The organism is Salmonella sp. SSDFZ54, assembly GCF_004010735.1.
Classification (GTDB): domain Bacteria; phylum Pseudomonadota; class Gammaproteobacteria; order Enterobacterales; family Enterobacteriaceae; genus Salmonella; species Salmonella enterica.
On the sequence record NZ_CP034819.1, the window covers coordinates 3,628,669 to 3,645,409 of the forward strand.

Sequence of the window (16,741 nt, forward strand, 5' to 3'; positions counted from 1 at the left end):
GTGGCGCTGTGCTTACCGGGCCTACGTATCCTGGCGCGTAGGTTCGGTAAGACGGGTGCGCCCAGGCAAAGGGCACACCGCAGGTGAGCGGGCAGGGCGGTACGACCGTCAAACGTCCATACCTAATGCCCGTTTACCGTGAATATTCAGATCGCGCAGCGTGAAGCGCCCTTCCCAGGTGGTTTCATAGTCCTCGCGCGGGAAATCGCCCGGTGATGCGCCTGTCTCCAGCGCCGCTTTCACCTTACGCGCATAGGCCAGATTTTTCTCACACATTGGCGCGGCAGGAATGTACATCACATTGCCCCAGCCCTGCTGGTTTTCGACGGGGGCGACGGAGTGGATGACATCGCAATGCCACCACACGGAATCCCCGGCTTCCAGCGGCGGAATGCTGGTTAACGCCGCCATCAGTAAAGGATGCCACTGTTCAGAAATCGGCAGCACCCGGCCCGGCGCGACGCCGCATAATTCATCTTCCGGGACATCATCCAGCAGCGGGCGCAGCAGAATATACGCCATCGCCTCCGGGATAGGGACGACATGAAGCAACCCCTGACCGGGCAGCATATCGGAGAGCGCGGTCCAGCCCTGGAAGGTGCGAAATACCGAGCATTTGGTGGTGTTATCCACCGTATACTCTTCAACTTCGGTACGGTGTGCCGCATTCCACGGATCGTACTGCTCGACGTTGCCGTTAAACACGCTGGCGAATACCCGCTGATAGGCTGGCAGCAGCCAGCGCTCCAGCGCGCCGGAGTCGGTATGCGCCCCCAGTCCTTTGGATGTGGTGCCCGGCGGGCGGCGGCGGATGCGATCCGGGTAAATGATGCTGATATCCGGATTAAACCATCGCTTGCCGTCGCGCTCTACCTGCCATAGACGGTTGAGAAACGACTGCGCCAGCGCCATCTCTTCACTTTGGCGGGCCTGCATTTGCGCCTGCGACCAGTAGACAGGATAGATTTCAGGCCGGGAGGCGCTCAGCGTACCGAAAAAATTATCCCCCGGTCCTTTATACACCTCGTCAAAATGGTTCTTGTCCAGATAGTCGAGCATCGACTGGTCCCATGCCAGCGCCTGTTCGCGTGGAAAATGACCTTTAATCACCGCGCACCCGCGGCGCTTAACCTCGGCGCGGGTGGCATCGCTAATGTTGCCCATCGCCAGTTCGCTAAAAGGGATAATTGGCCATACCGGCTGCCCCTGCGCCTTCAGATCGTTAATTTCCGCCACCCGGGCTGCTATGGTGGCGCTCAAACGGTCGAACACCGCCTGTACGTCGCCGATTTGCGCGCGTAGCGCCTGCTTCATCTGACGAATGGCCGCTTTTGGGTCGGCGGGCAGCGTTTCGTGGGTAAAAGGAGTCGTCATATCAACCTCATCGTCTTTCGTTCGAAAGTAAAATTAGTTACATGTGATACTTTAAGTTAAAATAAGGTTAATGCAAGTTTAAAATATTGCAGTGGCGAGCAAGGAGGGAAGCGAGAGGAAAACGTAAGGTGGCCAGGACGCCTTAATGTCTTATGCGGCTATTCCTTTCGTTCAGCCACTTTTCATTCGAAATAAATTTGTGGTTCTGCTCACATTGTTATTAAAATGTTTCTGGTCGCAGTTACAGCCAGGAGCTTAAGTATGACCGTTAACGTTGTCGTTACAGATATGGACGGCACTTTTCTCGACGATGCCAAGCAGTACGATCGTGTACGCTTCATGGCGCAATACCAGGAACTGAAAAAACGTAATATCGAATTTGTGGTCGCCAGCGGTAATCAGTACTACCAGTTGATCTCCTTCTTCCCCGAGCTGAAAGACGAAATTTCCTTTGTCGCAGAAAATGGCGCGCTGGTGTATGAACATGGCAAGCAGTTGTTTCACGGGGAGCTAACCCGGCATGAATCGCGGATTGTGATTGGCGAACTGCTGAAGGATAAGCAGCTTAACTTCGTCGCCTGCGGTCTGAAAAGCGCTTATGTCAGCAAAAACGCTCCCGAGACTTTCGTGGCGCTGATGGCCAAACATTATCACCGCCTGCAGCCGGTAAACGATTATCACGACATTGACGATATCCTGTTTAAGTTCTCCCTGAATTTGCCCGATGAACAAATTCCGCTGGTTATCGACAAACTGCACGTATCTCTGGATGGCATCATGAAGCCCGTCACCAGCGGCTTCGGTTTTATCGACCTGATTATCCCGGGACTGCATAAAGCGAATGGCATCAGTCGCCTGTTAAAGCGCTGGAACAGGTCGCCACAGAATGTCGTCGCCATTGGCGACAGCGGTAATGATGCGGAAATGTTGAAAATGGCGCATTACTCTTTTGCTATGGGCAATGCCGCAGACAATATCAAAGCGCTTTCACGCTATCACACTGATGATAATAACCATCAAGGCGCGCTCAACGTCATTCAGGCCGTGCTTGACGGCACCGATCCCTTCTGATTAACAGGCCTGCGCAGGCCTGTTAAGCGTAGCGCCATCAGGCAGTTCGGGCATATTGCCGATGGCGCTTGGGCAAATTACAGCATATGTTCGGTACGGGCGATGATATCGTCCTGCGCATCCGGCGACAGCGCGGTGAAGAAGGCGGAGTAGCCTGCCACACGCACGACCAGATCGCGGTACTGGTCCGGATGTTTTTTCGCATCCAACAGCGTTTCGCGTGACACGATGTTGTACTGAATATGCCAGCCTTTATGCACCTCAAAGAACGTCCGTAGCAGAACCATCAGTTTCTGTTTGTCGGATTCGTTTTCCAGCGTCGTTGGGTTCAGTTTCTGATTGAGCAGCACGCCGCCGAGAATGGAACCGGTAGGTAATTTGCCTACGGAACCAATCACCGCCGTTGGGCCGAGATGATCCGTACCCGATGCAGGGCTTGCGCCTTCCGCCAGCGGCGTATGCGCTTTGCGGCCATCCGGGGTTGCCATAGTCGCGGCGCCAAACGGCACGTTTGCTGAGATAGAGGACGTACCGGCGTAATAGTTGCCGCCGACAGGGCCACGACCGTAGCGCGGGTTATGGTACTGCTTCAGCTCATCAATATAGGTCTGATAAGCGCGCGCCAGCAGCGTATCGACGGTATCATCGTCGTTACCGTACTTCGGCGCGCCGTTAATCAGACGCTGGCGCAGCTGCTCATGGGTCAGCCCGTCAAAGTCATCGGCCAGCGCGGCGGCAAGCTGCTGTTGACCGATAACGCCCTGTTCGAAGACCAGTTTTTTCACGGCGGCGAGGCTGTTGCCCAGGTTGGCGATACCGACCTGGAGACCGGATACCCAGTCATATTTCGCGCCGCCTTGCTTGATACTCTTCGCTCGCTCAATACAGTCATCTACCAGCGCTGAGCAGAGAATATCGTGGACGTTCTCTTCCAGCATGGTGTCGACCACATACTCAATTTCGATCGATTTGCGCGTGTAGTAGCGAATTTGGGTATCCCAGGCGGCCATCACTTCGTCAAAATTGTTAAAGTTGCCTGCGGAGAGCGCCTTTTCCTGCGGCAGAAATACCTTGCCGCTGGTGGCGTCGCGACCGCCTTCCAGCGCCGCCAGCATGACGCGGGCGAAGTTAATAAAGCTCATGCCGGTGCAGCGATAACCCCATTTCCCGCCGACGGCGGTTTCGATACAGCCGATCGCCGCATAATCGTAAGCGTCCTGCGGTTCGATCCCCAACTTGATAAATTCCGGGATGACGATTTCATCATTGTTAAACGCCGGCATCCCAAAGCCGCAGCGGATGACCTGGACGCAGGCGTCAAGGAAATCGTTACTCATTCCGGCGTGATAACGCACACTGAGGTTGGGCTGGGTAGAACGCAGACGTCCACAGGACTCCAGAATGGCGTAAGACAGCGGATTCACTGCGTCCATTGGCTGACCGTTGATGAGATTCTGACCGCCAATGGTGACGTTTTGATACAGCGGGCTGCCTGCGGAAGCTTTAGAGTGCGAACCGGAGCGGATCTTGTTTACTTCCAGCAGTTTCAGCCAGCAGCTGTGCAGCAGTTCAATGGCGTGCTCACGATCCAGCGTCTGGTTTAGTCCGACATCGCGACGATAATAGGGGTAAAGATACTGGTCCATACGACCAAATGACACCGAGTGCCCGTTAGACTCAATTTGTAGAATCAGCTGGATGAAGTAGCACAATTGCAGTGCTTGCCAGAAGGTCTGCGGCGGTTGGTGGGCGATCACCTCGCAGTTTTCGGCGATGGTAAGTAGCTCTTTACGACGGCTTTCACGGGACTCTTCGCCCGCCATCTGGCGCGCCAGCGCGGCAAAGCGCGTGATATGCTGGCTTACCGCGTCGAGCACAATATCAATCGCCTTCAGGAACTGCTCGCCATGCAGATCTTCCAGCACGGTCAGGTTGATGCGTGAGCGGCGCTCGGCGACTTTATCGCGCAGGCCATCAAGCCCTTTTTCCAGCAGTAGCGGGAAGTTCACCGCCAGGTGCGCGTCACCGGAAGTCATATTGCCTTCGGCTTTGATAATGCCAGTCGCCAGAAGCCCTTTTTGTTCATCGGTAAACATGCCGTAGCAGCGATCCTGGACGGTTTGACCGCGCCACCACGGACAGACGTCGTGTAGAATACGTTTGTTTTCTTCACTTACGGAAAAACCTGCGCCGGGCCGGTCCGCCAGGTCGTCGATCTCTTTTTCGATCCACGAGACGGTATATTCCGGGAAAATCGGCGCGGCGCGGACTTCACTTGCCTGGTTGCCGACGATCAGTTCATCGTGTTTTATCCAGATAGTGCGTTCCGCCAGGTGATGGGCCAGCGCCAGCGCGCGGCGTACCGGAATCGGTTTATCCAGATGCTGCTGGTACATTTCGGTATAATGCTGCGCGCGTTCGGTACAGACCGGCGGTTTCACGATATGTACCAGCGCGGTTTTGTGCGCCTTAATGCGGTCACTGAGCGTGTCCAGTTTCAGTTGGGTCATGATAATTATCCTCGTAGGGTCGCGGTTAAACCTTTTTGGCAGGCGTACTTCTGGGCAAAATCAAGTAACGCCGGCGCATCCAGTGGTTTATCCGGGGCATGATAGGGTTGACTGAGTAAGTGGTATTTATTGATGCCCAGCGTGTGGTAGGGCAGAAAATGAATTTCCCCGACGTGCAGTTCGTCGGCGGCAAAGTCGGTAATGGCTTTAATGGTCTCCTCATCGGCATTAAATCCCTGAATCAGCGGGACGCGAATCACCATTTTTTTGCCCGCAGCGGCGAGTTTCCTGAGATTTCCCAGCACCCGCGAGGCGCTGCCATCGGTCCACTGCTTAAACGGCCCGTCGGCGACATGTTTCAAATCAGCCAGAAACAGATCGATATAAGGCAGTGAGGGCGCAATGTATTTCCATGGAACATGCAGACAGGTCTCAACCGCTGTATGAATACCGGCGTCATGGCTGGCTTTAAACAGCTCTGCTGCCAGTTCCGGCTGCATAAACGGTTCGCCGCCGGAAAGCGTAAGACCGCCGCCGCTGCGATCGTAAAAAGGTTTATCGCGCAGTACCGTCGCCATGATCTCATCCACGCTTTTTATTTCGCCGCACACGGTTAACGCTTGTGTGGGGCAGCAATGCGCCAGGATGGAAAAATGGGCGTCGGTCAGTTTCTCGCGATGGATGAGCAGGCCGTTTAGCGCGCGCTCAATGACGTCCGGCGCGGCTTGCGCGCACAGGTCGCATCCTTCGAGACACAGCCGCGCGTCGTATAACAGATCCTGAGCGCGGGCGCGGCTTTCCGGGTTCTGGCACCAGCGACAGCCCAACGAACAGCCTTTGAGAAATACTACGGTACGGATACCGGGGCCATCGTGGGTAGAATAGCGCTGAATATTGAAGATCATAAACGGCCTCTCTTATTTCATATAAAGATTAAATTACTTTCGAATGAAAGTTATCTTGATGTGCGTCAACGAATGGAGAGGTTCTGACAAAGAGGCGTTAAATGAGGTACAACATCACGGTTTGAGGTTGTGGTATGGCGTTTAAGATGATGCCGCGCTGCTTGAGCCGATCGTCAGTCGGAGCTTGGGTAAGCTGGCTTTGCGTCTGATGACAGTAATTATCTGTTGATACAGCACGGCCATAAACCGTGCTTTGGTATGTTTATCCGTAAAGTGGCTACTGTCCGCAGACTTCACAGCCGGGGTTGCGCATTAACTTCATTTCGCGGAACTGACAGGTCATCGCATCGTACATGACGATTTTTCCGCTGGCAGGCTGACCGTAATGCGCCAGCAGCTTAATGGCCTCCATTGCCTGTAGCGAACCGATCACGCCAATCAGTGGCGCCATCACCCCTGCCTCTACGCAGGTCAGAGCGTTTTCGCCAAACAGACGGCTCAGGCAGCGGTAACAGGGTTCGTTTTCCCGATACGTAAAGACGGTAACTTGTCCTTCCATACGAATTGCCGCGCCGGAGATTAGCGGCACTTTCGCGGTATAGCATCCGGCGTTAAGTTGATTACGTACGCTAACGTTATCGGTACAGTCCAGTACCAGCGAATGCCCGGCAATCAGGCTGGTCATAGCGTCGTCGTCCAGCCGCGCGTTAACGGGCGTAATGGTAATATGCGGGTTGATTCGCGCCAGCGCGTCGCGGGCGGACTCAACCTTTGGCTGCCCGACCGTGGCGTCGCTGTGCAAGGTTTGACGCTGGAGATTGGAAACGGAAACGGTATCAAAATCGAGTAGCGTCAGTTGCCCGACGCCAGCGCCGGCCAGATACTGCGTTGCCGCGCAGCCGAGCCCGCCCAGCCCGACCACTAATACCCGCGCATCTTTTAACGCTTCCTGCCCTTCAAAATCGAAGCCGCGCAGAATAATTTGTCGGTTATAGCGCAGCATCTCCTGGTCGCTAAGTTCCGCCATTACAGGCCTCCGAACAGAGCATTAAACGGCTCGACTTCCACCCATTCTCCCGGCTCAACATTGCCGCGTTCACGCTCCAGCACAATAAAGCAGTTGCCCAGACTAAACGAGCTAAAAATATGTGAACCCTGGTGTCCGGTGGTCGTGACCTCCAGTTCGCCGTTGGCGCTACGTTGCAGGATGCCGCGCTGGAAATCGAGACGCCCCGGCGTTTTCTTCAGGCGAGATGTTGTGCGTACACGCTGGCGCGGCGGTACAGCGCTTGCCGTGTTGCCGCCAAGCTTCGCCAGTAAGGGCTGAACCAGTTGATAAAACGTGAGCGCCGCAGAGACTGGATTCCCCGGCAGGCCACAGAACCAGCTATTACTGAGTTTGCCGAAGGCAAACGGTTTGCCTGGCTTGATAGCCAGCTTCCAGAAGGCGATTTCGCCCAGCTCCTCAAGGATGGTTTTGGTATAGTCCGCTTCACCAACCGAGACGCCGCCGGAGCTTATCACTACATCGGCCTGGCTGTCGGCGTCGATAAATGCGGCGCGAAGCTTACCGGGATCGTCAGGAATAATGCCTAAATTGATCACTTCGCAGCCAAGCTGTTGCAGCATCAAATGTATAGTTAGACGGTTAGTGTCATAAATTTGTCCCGCCTCCAGCGGCTGGCCCGGAAGCTGGAGCTCGTCGCCGGTCGAGAACAGCGCTACGCGCACTTTACGTACAACCTGCGCATCGGCAATTCCCAGCGACGCCAGCACTGGCAGTTCGGCAGTAGTCAGGCGCGTACCGGCCGGAAAGACCACCGCATCCTGGCGAATATCCTCGCCGCGGCGGCGGATGTTTTGTCCGCAACGAACATCGGCGGTAAAACGCACGCCGTCATCGGTTTGTTCCGTCTGCTCTTGCATGACTACCGCCTCGCAACCTGCCGGTACCGGGGCGCCGGTCATAATGCGAATGCAGGTTCCCGCAGGCCACTCTCCCTGGTAGGGCTGACCGGCAAATGCTTTGCCGGCGACGGGCAGCGGCTTATCGGCGGACAAATCCGCCACGCGTACCGCATAACCATCCATAGCTGAATTATCAAAGCCGGGGACATCAAGGGGAGATACGATATCGGTCGCCAGGATGCGGCCAAAGCAGTTCACCAGCGGCAACGTTTCTACGGCGGTGAGCGGGGTAATACGTGAAAGCATCTGGGTCAGCGCCGTTTCAAGCGGCATCAATCCGGCGGAAAATTCCATGAACATACTCCTGCGAGGCAAAATCGAATCCGGCTATTATGTCAGAAAACAGTGGCGGGCAGTATGCTACCTCGGTCTTAGAGACGGCCTTGCGCCTTTACATACCTTACGCATCTTTCTATATTCAAAAATCGAATGAATAACTCACAACAATTCTGATAGTTATAGTAAAAGTTGTGTGCCACCGTTAATGGACCCTAAAAATGAATAAAGCAGTGATTGCGATTCACGGCGGCGCAGGCGCGATTGCTCGCGCGCAAATGAGCCATGAGCAGGAGCTACGCTATATCCAGGCGCTGTCAGAGATTGTCGAAAGCGGGCAAAAGATGCTGGAAGCGGGTGACAGCGCGCTTGATGTAGTGACGGAAGCGGTGCGCCTGCTGGAGGCGTGTCCGCTCTTCAATGCGGGTATCGGCGCGGTCTATACCCGAGACGGGACTCATGAACTGGATGCCTGCGTGATGGACGGCAATACCCTGAAAGCCGGAGCCGTCGCGGGCGTGAGTCATGTTCGCCATCCTGTGCTCGCCGCCAGACTGGTGATGGAGCGCAGCCCGCATGTACTCATGGTGGGGGAAGGGGCGGAAAACTTTGCCTTTTCACAGGGGATGGCGCGCGTTTCGCCGGATATCTTTTCCACCCCGGCGCGTTACGAGCAATTGCTGGCGGCGCGTGCGGCGGGCGAAATGGCGCTCGATCACAGCGGCGCGCCGCTGGACGAAACGAAAAAAATGGGTACAGTCGGCGCGGTGGCGCGGGATAAATTCGGCAATCTGGCGGCGGCAACGTCTACCGGCGGGATGACCAATAAATTGCCCGGGCGCGTCGGCGACAGCCCGCTGGTCGGCGCCGGGTGTTATGCCAACAACGCCAGCGTCGCCGTTTCCTGTACCGGAACGGGAGAGGTCTTTATTCGCACGCTCGCGGCTTACGATATCGCCGCATTGATGGAATATGGCGGACTCAGCCTTGCCGACGCCTGTGAGCGCGTGGTGATGGAAAAATTACCGGCGCTGGGCGGCAGCGGTGGATTAATCGCCGTTGATCACGAAGGTAATGTCGCGTTGCCGTTTAACAGCGAAGGGATGTATCGCGCCTGGGGATATGCCGGGGATACGCCTACCACAGGAATTTACCGGGAATAAGGAGCCGCAGGTGCCGCACAGCGATGAACTGGATAGCCGCGATGTTCTGTCCGTCAGTGGCCTGAATATCGCGTTTCACCACGAAGGGCAACAGGTAGACGCCGTGCGTAATGTGTCATTACGCCTGAAGCGTGGAGAGACTCTGGCGATTGTCGGCGAGTCGGGATCGGGAAAATCGGTGACGGCGCTGGCGTTAATGCGGCTGATTGAGCAGTCGGGCGCGAACGTGCGCTGCGGCGAAATGCTGTTGCGTCGGCGTAATCGCCAGGTGATTGAGCTGTCTGAGCAGAGTGACGCGCAGATGCGGCGTGTGCGCGGCGCGGATATCGCCATGATTTTCCAGGAGCCAATGACCTCGCTCAACCCGGTATTTACCGTTGGCGAGCAAATTGCCGAATCTATTCGTTTGCATCAGGGCGCCAGCCACGAAGAGGCGCTGGCGGAAGCGAAACGTATGCTCGATCAGGTACGGATCCCGGAGTCGCAGGCGATTTTATCGCGTTATCCGCATCAGCTTTCCGGCGGGATGCGCCAGCGAGTCATGATCGCGATGGCGCTATCCTGCCGTCCGGCGGTATTGATTGCCGATGAACCCACCACGGCGCTGGATGTCACTATCCAGGCGCAAATTCTGCAACTTATCAAAGTGTTGCAGCAAGAGATGTCGATGGGTGTGATTTTTATCACCCACGACATGGGCGTCGTGGCGGATATCGCCGATCGCGTGCTGGTGATGTATCAGGGCGAGGCCGTGGAAACCGGCAGCGTAGAGCAGATTTTCCATGCGCCGACGCATCCTTATACCCAAACGTTACTGGCCGCCGTCCCTCAGCTTGGCGCGATGCGCGGCCACTCGCTGCCACGCCGTTTCCCGTTGATTTCCGCTGACGAACCGGCCCTTTATGAATCGCAGATTGAGCAAGACACGGTGGTGGAAGGCGAACCTATTCTCCAGGTTCGGGGGCTGGTGACGCGATTCCCGTTGCGTAGCGGTCTCTTTAACCGCGTTACGCGTGAAGTTCATGCCGTTGAGAATATCAGTTTCGATCTCTGGCCCGGCGAAACGCTATCGCTGGTGGGCGAGTCCGGTAGCGGAAAATCGACGACCGGACGCGCGCTGTTGCGGTTGGTTGAATCCCGGCAGGGGGAGATTATCTTTAACGGCCAGCGCATTGACACGTTGTCTGCGGGTAAACTCCAGCCGTTGCGCCGCGATATTCAATGTATTTTCCAGGACCCTTACGCCTCGCTCGACCCGCGCCAGACCGTGGGGTATTCCATTATGGAACCTTTACGGATTCATGGCCTGGGGCAGGGGGACGCTGCGGCAAAGCGCGTGGCCTGGTTGCTTGAGCGTGTCGGATTACGTCCTGAACATGCCTGGCGTTATCCGCATGAGTTTTCCGGCGGTCAACGTCAGCGCATCTGCATAGCTCGCGCGCTGGCATTGAATCCTAAAGTGATTATTGCTGATGAGGCGGTCTCCGCGCTGGATGTTTCCGTTCGCGGACAGATCATTAATTTACTGCTTGATTTACAACGGGAAATGGGGATCGCCTACCTGTTTATTTCGCATGATATGGCGGTCGTGGAGCGAATTAGCCATCGCGTAGCGGTGATGTATCTTGGTCAAATTGTTGAGATGGGGCCGCGGCGCGCCGTTTTTGAAAATCCGCAGCATCCTTATACGCGTAAATTGATGGCGGCGGTGCCGGTTGCCGATCCCTCCAGACACCGGCCGCGGCGCGTTCTGCTATCAGATGATATACCCAGCAATATTCATAAACGTGGCGAAGAGACGCCCGCCGTTTCATTACAGTTGGTCGGGCCGGGACATTATGTTGCGCGGCCGCTGCAGGATAATGCGCTCTCGCGCTTATAACATTCAGACAGGCAGGGTTTCAGGAGAATAACATGACGCAATTTATTACGCATAAATGGCTGGCGGCGCTGGGACTGGCCTCATCCATTGCGGCTTTTCCGGCCCTGGCGGCCAAAGATGTGGTGGTGGCGGTAGGGTCTAATTTCACCACGCTCGATCCGTATGACGCCAACGATACGCTCTCGCAGGCGGTGGCGAAGTCATTTTATCAAGGTCTGTTTGGCCTGGATAAAGACATGAAGGTAAAAAACGTCCTGGCGGAAGGCTATACCGTTTCTGATGACGGTCTGACCTACATCATTACCCTACGACAGGGGGTGAAATTTCAGGACGGCGCGGATTTTGATGCGGCGGCGGTGAAAGCGAATCTCGATCGCGCCAGCAATCCGGATAACCACCTCAAGCGTTATAACCTGTATAAAAATATCGCAAAAACGGAGGTTGTCGATCCGGCAACGGTAAAAATTACCCTGAAACAGCCGTTCTCCGCTTTCATTAATATTCTGGCGCACCCGGCGACGGCGATGATCTCGCCGCAAGCGCTGGAAAAATATGGCAAGGATATTGGTTTTCATCCGGTCGGTACCGGTCCATACCAGCTTGAAACCTGGAATCAGACCGACTTTGTCAAAGTGAAAAAGTTCGCCGGTTACTGGCAGCAGGGCTTACCCAAGCTGGATTCTATTACCTGGCGTCCGGTTACTGACAACAATACCCGCGCGGCGATGCTGCAAACTGGCGAAGCGCAATTTGCTTTTCCTATCCCTTATGAGCAGGCCGCGTTACTGGCGAAAAATAAAAACCTCGAACTGGTCGCCAGCCCGTCCATTATGCAGCGTTATATCAGTATGAATGTGACGCAGAAGCCGTTTGATAATCCTAAGGTGCGTGAGGCGTTGAATTACGCTATCAATCGTCAGGCGTTGGTTAAAGTGGCGTTTGCCGGATACGCCACGCCGGCGACGGGCGTGGTGCCGCCGTCGATAGCCTATGCGCAAAGCTATCAGCCGTGGCCCTATGATCCGGCTAAAGCGCGCGAACTGTTGAAAGAGGCGGGGTATCCAGACGGTTTCAGTACCACGCTGTGGTCATCGCACAACCATAGCACCGCGCAAAAAGTGTTGCAGTTTACCCAACAGCAACTGGCGCAGATTGGCGTTAAAGCCCGGATAACCGCGATGGACGCTGGCCAGCGCGCCGCGGAAGTTGAGGGCAAAGGGCAAAAAGAGAGCGGCGTGCGAATGTTCTATACCGGCTGGTCGGCGTCGACGGGCGAAGCTGACTGGGCGTTATCGCCGCTCTTCGCATCACAAAACTGGCCGCCGACGCAGTTTAATACCGCTTTTTACAGCAACAAGCAGGTCGACAGCGATTTGGCGGCGGCCTTAAAGACCAACGATCCGCAGGAGAAAACACGATTGTACAAAGAGGCGCAGGATATTATCTGGAAAGAGTCGCCCTGGATACCGTTGGTGGTGGAGAAATTGGTTTCTGCGCACAGTAAAAATTTGACCGGTTTCTGGATTATGCCGGATACCGGTTTCAGCTTTGACGATGCGGATTTGAAGTAAGTAATGCGATGGGGCTGGATGGCGCGCGCGTTGTCCGCCATCCGGTAAAAGGTTCGTGTGATGCTTAACTATGTTCTCAAGCGCCTGCTGGGATTAATTCCTACGCTGTTGATTGTGGCAGTGCTGGTGTTTTTATTTGTTCATTTGTTGCCCGGCGACCCGGCGCGGCTGATAGCCGGACCGGAAGCCGACGCGCAGGTGATCGCGCTGGTTCGTCAGCAGCTGGGGCTTGATCAGCCGCTTCATGTCCAGTTTTGGCATTACATCACCCATGTTTTACAAGGCGATTTCGGGACGTCAATGGTTTCCCGCCGCCCGGTTTCTGAGGAGATCGCCAGCCGCTTTTTGCCGACGCTGTGGCTGACGATAACCAGTATGATATGGGCGGTTCTGTTTGGCATGGCGATCGGCATCGCCGCCGCCGTGTGGCGTAATCGCTGGCCTGACCGGTTAGGAATGACGCTTGCCGTGACCGGCATTTCTTTCCCGGCTTTTGCGCTGGGAATGTTGTTAATGCAGATTTTTTCCGTGGATCTGGGCTGGCTACCGACCGTGGGGGCGGATAGCTGGCAACATTATATTTTACCCTCCCTGACGCTTGGCGCGGCGGTGGCATCCGTCATGGCGCGTTTTACGCGCTCCTCGTTTGTCGATGTCCTGAGCGAGGATTACATGAGGACCGCGCGGGCGAAAGGCGTCAGTGAAACGTGGGTGGTGTTAAAACATGGCCTGCGCAATGCGATGATCCCGGTCGTCACCATGATGGGACTGCAATTTGGCTTTTTGCTTGGCGGCTCGATCGTCGTCGAAAAAGTGTTTAACTGGCCGGGGCTTGGGCGATTACTGGTCGACTCCGTCGACATGCGCGACTACCCCGTGATTCAGGCGGAAGTGCTGCTGTTTTCTCTGGAATTTATTCTTATCAACTTAGTGGTGGATGTCCTCTATGCCGCCATTAATCCGGCTATCAGGTATAAGTAAGGATGCGATTATTTAACTGGCGCCGTCAGGCGATTTTACATGCTATGCCGGTGGTAAAACCCGACCAGATACGCACGCCGTGGCGGGAGTTCTGGCGTCGTTTTCGCCGCCAGCATGTCGCGTTGGTCGCCGGGGGATTCGTACTGGCGTTAATTCTGGTGGCGATTTTTGCCCGCTGGCTGACGCCCTACAATGCGGAAAACTATTTTGACTACGATAGCCTGAACAATGGCCCCTCTTTGCAGCACTGGTTTGGCGTTGACTCGCTGGGAAGAGACATCTTTAGCCGGGTTCTCGTTGGGGCGCAGATCTCACTGGCGGCGGGCGTGTTCGCGGTATTTATCGGCGCGATAATCGGCACGGTGTTGGGATTGCTGGCGGGATATTATGAAGGCTGGTGGGATCGTTTCATTATGCGCATTTGCGATGTGCTGTTCGCCTTCCCCGGCATTTTGCTGGCGATTGCCGTTGTGGCGGTGTTAGGCAGCGGTATTGCTAATGTGATCGTTGCGGTGGCGATTTTCTCTATTCCAGCGTTTGCTCGTCTGGTGCGCGGAAATACTCTGGTCTTAAAACAGCAGACGTTTATTGAGTCTGCCCGCAGTATCGGCGCCAGCGACACGACGATTTTGTTTAGCCATATCTTGCCGGGAACGGTCTCGTCAATTGTGGTTTTCTTTACGATGCGTATCGGTACGTCAATTATTTCCGCGGCAAGCCTGTCATTTCTCGGATTAGGCGCGCAGCCGCCAACGCCGGAGTGGGGAGCGATGCTCAATGAAGCGCGGGCGGATATGGTCATCGCGCCGCACGTAGCGCTCTTCCCGGCGGTGGCGATTTTCCTGACTGTGCTGGCGTTTAACCTGTTAGGCGACGGGTTGCGCGATGCGCTGGACCCGAAGATTAAGGGGTAAGCTAGCCCGGTGGCGTTGACGCCTGGCGGGCCTGGAACGGGCTCGTCAGGCGGGATAACACATCCGGCACCCGCGCCGGGGGAGGTGGCGTTAAACCCGACTGCCCCACAAATCATATTCGTCGGCGTTTTCCACTTTCACGCGCACGATATCGCCCGGCTTGACGTTGGTTTCGCCGTTCAAATAGACCGCGCCGTCAATTTCCGGCGCATCCGCCATGCTACGCCCGATAGCGCCTTCTTCGTCAACCTCATCGACGATCACCAGAATTTCGCGGCCCACTTTTTCCTGCAAGCGCTCAGCGGAGATTTGCTGTTGCAGTTGCATAAAGCGGTTCCAGCGCTCTTCTTTCACCTCTTCCGGCACCTGATCCGGCAGCTCATTCGCGCCTGCGCCTTCCACCGGGCTGTACTTGAAGCAGCCTACACGATCGAGGCGCGCCTCTTTCAGGAAGTCGAGCAGCATCTGGAAGTCTTCTTCCGTTTCGCCGGGGAAGCCGACAATAAAGGTGGAGCGTAGGGTCAGTTCCGGGCAGATTTCGCGCCACTGCTTAATGCGCGCCAGCTGGCGGTCAACGGAACCGGGACGTTTCATCAGTTTAAGAATCCGCGGGCTGGCATGTTGCAGCGGAATGTCCAGATAAGGCAGGATTTTGCCTTCCGCCATTAGCGGAATCACATCATCAACGTGTGGGTAGGGGTAGACGTAGTGCAGACGTGTCCAGACGCCCAGTTTTGATAACTGTTCGCACAGGCTCACCATACTGGTTTTCACCGGTTCGCCATTATGGAATCCGGTGCGGTGCTTCACATCTACGCCGTAGGCGGAGGTATCTTGCGAAATCACCAGAATCTCTTTGACCCCGGCATCAACCAGACGTTTCGCTTCGCTTAATACGTCGCCAATCGGGCGGCTGACCAGATCCCCGCGCATCGACGGGATGATGCAGAACGTGCAGCGGTGATTACAGCCTTCAGAAATTTTCAGATACGCATAATGGCGCGGCGTCAGTTTTACACCCTGTTCCGGTACGAGGCTTAAAAATGGATTGTGCTTCGGCTTCGGTACGTAATGATGTACGTGCTGCAGAACTTGCTCATAGCTATGCGGCCCGGTGATTTCCAGTACTTTCGGATGCACTTCGCGGATCTGATCTTCTTTTGCGCCCAGGCAGCCGGTGACGATTACCTTACCGTTCTCGTTCAGCGCTTCGCCAATGGCTTCCAGAGACTCTTGTACCGCGCTGTCAATAAAGCCACAGGTATTAACGATAACCATATCCGCATCGTCATAGCGTGGCACAACGTCATAGCCTTCGGTACGCAGCTCAGTCAGGATGCGTTCCGAATCAACGAGGTTTTTCGGACAGCCCAGGGAAACGAAGCCGATCTTTGGCTGGTGGGTTACATTACTCATAGCTTAAAAAGTGTTCATTTATTGGAATGGTCAGGGCAGGGATTCTACAGATATCCGAACAAAAATTGTATCGCAATCTCATCAGGAGCGGCGGCATCAACCGTTGTGGTTATCAGCAAAAGGTGAAAAAGGGCAATTCTAAGAAAATTCTTGATCTCTGACACCCCTTTGTCTAAAAAACGACCATACTATTAAGTTGAACCCTGGTAGAAAAGAGGAGGAAAAAAGGTATGGTCGTTGACAGACTGAGAACCGATCTTCTCAACAAGCTGATAAACGCGCGTATCGATCTTGCCGCTTATCTGCAATTGCGAAAAGCGAAGGGGTATATGTCAGTCAGCGAAAGTGACACTCTGCGTGACAATTTTTTTGAACTGAATCGCGAGCTCCACGATCACGCTTTACGGCAGGGACTGCATCTCGATCAGGAAGAGTGGAACGCGCTGCGCCGTGCCGAAGGCGCGCTTGCAGCAGCCGCCGTTTGTTTAATGAGCGGACACCATGATTGTCCGACCTTTATTGCCGTCAACGCAGATAAACTTGAAAACTGTCTGACAACTTTGACGCTGAGTATTCAGAGTCTGAAAGCACATTCACCGCTTACACAGGTCTGAATAAGGGGGAGGCGACTCCCCCTTATTACCGGACCGCGCCGCTTAATGTTTTGTAAAAATAAACCGACCTCTTGCGATGCTGACTACGCTTTAACG

The 16,741-nt window shown here is 55.1% G+C and carries 13 protein-coding genes; 7 read left to right on the forward strand and 6 right to left on the reverse strand.

Annotation, left to right across the window (positions count from 1 at the left end; translation table 11 throughout):
- Positions 1-108: 108 nt before the first annotated feature.
- Positions 109-1,374, reverse strand: a complete 1,266-nt coding sequence (locus EOS97_RS17880) for a DUF1479 domain-containing protein (protein ID WP_000210962.1) — start codon at positions 1,372-1,374, stop codon at positions 109-111.
- Between the two features lie 261 nt (positions 1,375-1,635).
- Between EOS97_RS17880 and EOS97_RS17885 the strand changes: the two genes are divergently transcribed.
- Positions 1,636-2,445 (forward strand): Cof-type HAD-IIB family hydrolase, encoded by an 810-nt coding sequence (locus tag EOS97_RS17885; RefSeq protein ID WP_000217910.1) that lies wholly within the window; start codon positions 1,636-1,638, stop codon positions 2,443-2,445.
- A 77-nt stretch (positions 2,446-2,522) separates the two neighbouring features.
- On the opposite strand, the gene EOS97_RS17890 is transcribed toward EOS97_RS17885, so the two are convergent.
- The 4 genes from EOS97_RS17890 to moeA form a co-directional block, all read right to left on the reverse strand.
- A complete protein-coding gene (locus EOS97_RS17890) occupies positions 2,523-4,955 on the reverse strand; it encodes a glycyl radical protein (protein ID WP_000192668.1) in 2,433 nt (810 codons plus the stop codon).
- 5 nt (positions 4,956-4,960) lie between these two features.
- Positions 4,961-5,860 carry a glycyl-radical enzyme activating protein gene (locus tag EOS97_RS17895; protein ID WP_000576949.1) on the reverse strand — a complete coding sequence of 300 codons (900 nt, stop codon included), beginning with the start codon at positions 5,858-5,860 and terminating at the stop codon, positions 4,961-4,963.
- Positions 5,861-6,137: 277 nt separating this feature from the next.
- Positions 6,138-6,887: a molybdopterin-synthase adenylyltransferase MoeB gene (moeB, locus tag EOS97_RS17900; RefSeq protein ID WP_000829280.1), complete on the reverse strand. Its 750-nt coding sequence runs from the start codon at positions 6,885-6,887 to the stop codon at positions 6,138-6,140.
- The gene (gene moeA, locus EOS97_RS17905; RefSeq protein ID WP_000395792.1) at positions 6,887-8,122 is read right to left on the reverse strand and encodes a molybdopterin molybdotransferase MoeA; all 1,236 of its coding nucleotides are present in this window, start codon (positions 8,120-8,122) and stop codon (positions 6,887-6,889) included. The genes moeB and moeA overlap by 1 nt, the downstream gene beginning before the upstream one ends.
- Before the next feature lie 203 nt (positions 8,123-8,325).
- Between moeA and iaaA the strand changes: the two genes are divergently transcribed.
- The 5 genes from iaaA to gsiD are packed head-to-tail and all read left to right on the forward strand — an operon-like array spanning position 8,326 to position 14,615.
- Positions 8,326-9,267 (forward strand): beta-aspartyl-peptidase, encoded by a 942-nt coding sequence (gene iaaA / locus EOS97_RS17910; RefSeq protein WP_001030503.1) that lies wholly within the window; start codon positions 8,326-8,328, stop codon positions 9,265-9,267.
- Positions 9,268-9,277: 10 nt separating this feature from the next.
- Positions 9,278-11,149, forward strand: a complete 1,872-nt coding sequence (gene gsiA, locus EOS97_RS17915) for a glutathione ABC transporter ATP-binding protein GsiA (RefSeq protein WP_001120598.1) — start codon at positions 9,278-9,280, stop codon at positions 11,147-11,149.
- Between the two features lie 32 nt (positions 11,150-11,181).
- Entirely contained in the window at positions 11,182-12,720 is a 1,539-nt protein-coding gene (gene gsiB, locus EOS97_RS17920) for a glutathione ABC transporter substrate-binding protein GsiB (RefSeq protein WP_000191426.1), read from the forward strand.
- Between the two features lie 60 nt (positions 12,721-12,780).
- Positions 12,781-13,701, forward strand: coding sequence for a glutathione ABC transporter permease GsiC (gene gsiC / locus EOS97_RS17925; RefSeq protein WP_000936064.1), 921 nt, complete (start codon positions 12,781-12,783; stop codon positions 13,699-13,701).
- A gap of 2 nt (positions 13,702-13,703) precedes the next feature.
- On the forward strand, positions 13,704-14,615 hold the full coding sequence (gene gsiD / locus EOS97_RS17930; RefSeq protein ID WP_001236027.1) for a glutathione ABC transporter permease GsiD: 912 nt from the start codon (positions 13,704-13,706) through the stop codon (positions 14,613-14,615).
- Positions 14,616-14,705: 90 nt separating this feature from the next.
- Here gsiD and rimO read toward each other — a convergent pair whose 3' ends face one another.
- Entirely contained in the window at positions 14,706-16,031 is a 1,326-nt protein-coding gene (gene rimO, locus EOS97_RS17935; RefSeq protein WP_000073317.1) for a 30S ribosomal protein S12 methylthiotransferase RimO, read from the reverse strand.
- A 230-nt stretch (positions 16,032-16,261) separates the two neighbouring features.
- On the opposite strand from rimO, the gene bssR reads away from it, so the two are divergent.
- Complete coding sequence (bssR, locus tag EOS97_RS17940) at positions 16,262-16,645, forward strand: biofilm formation regulator BssR (protein ID WP_000259651.1); 384 nt, start codon at positions 16,262-16,264, stop codon at positions 16,643-16,645.
- Positions 16,646-16,741: the final 96 nt, after the last annotated feature.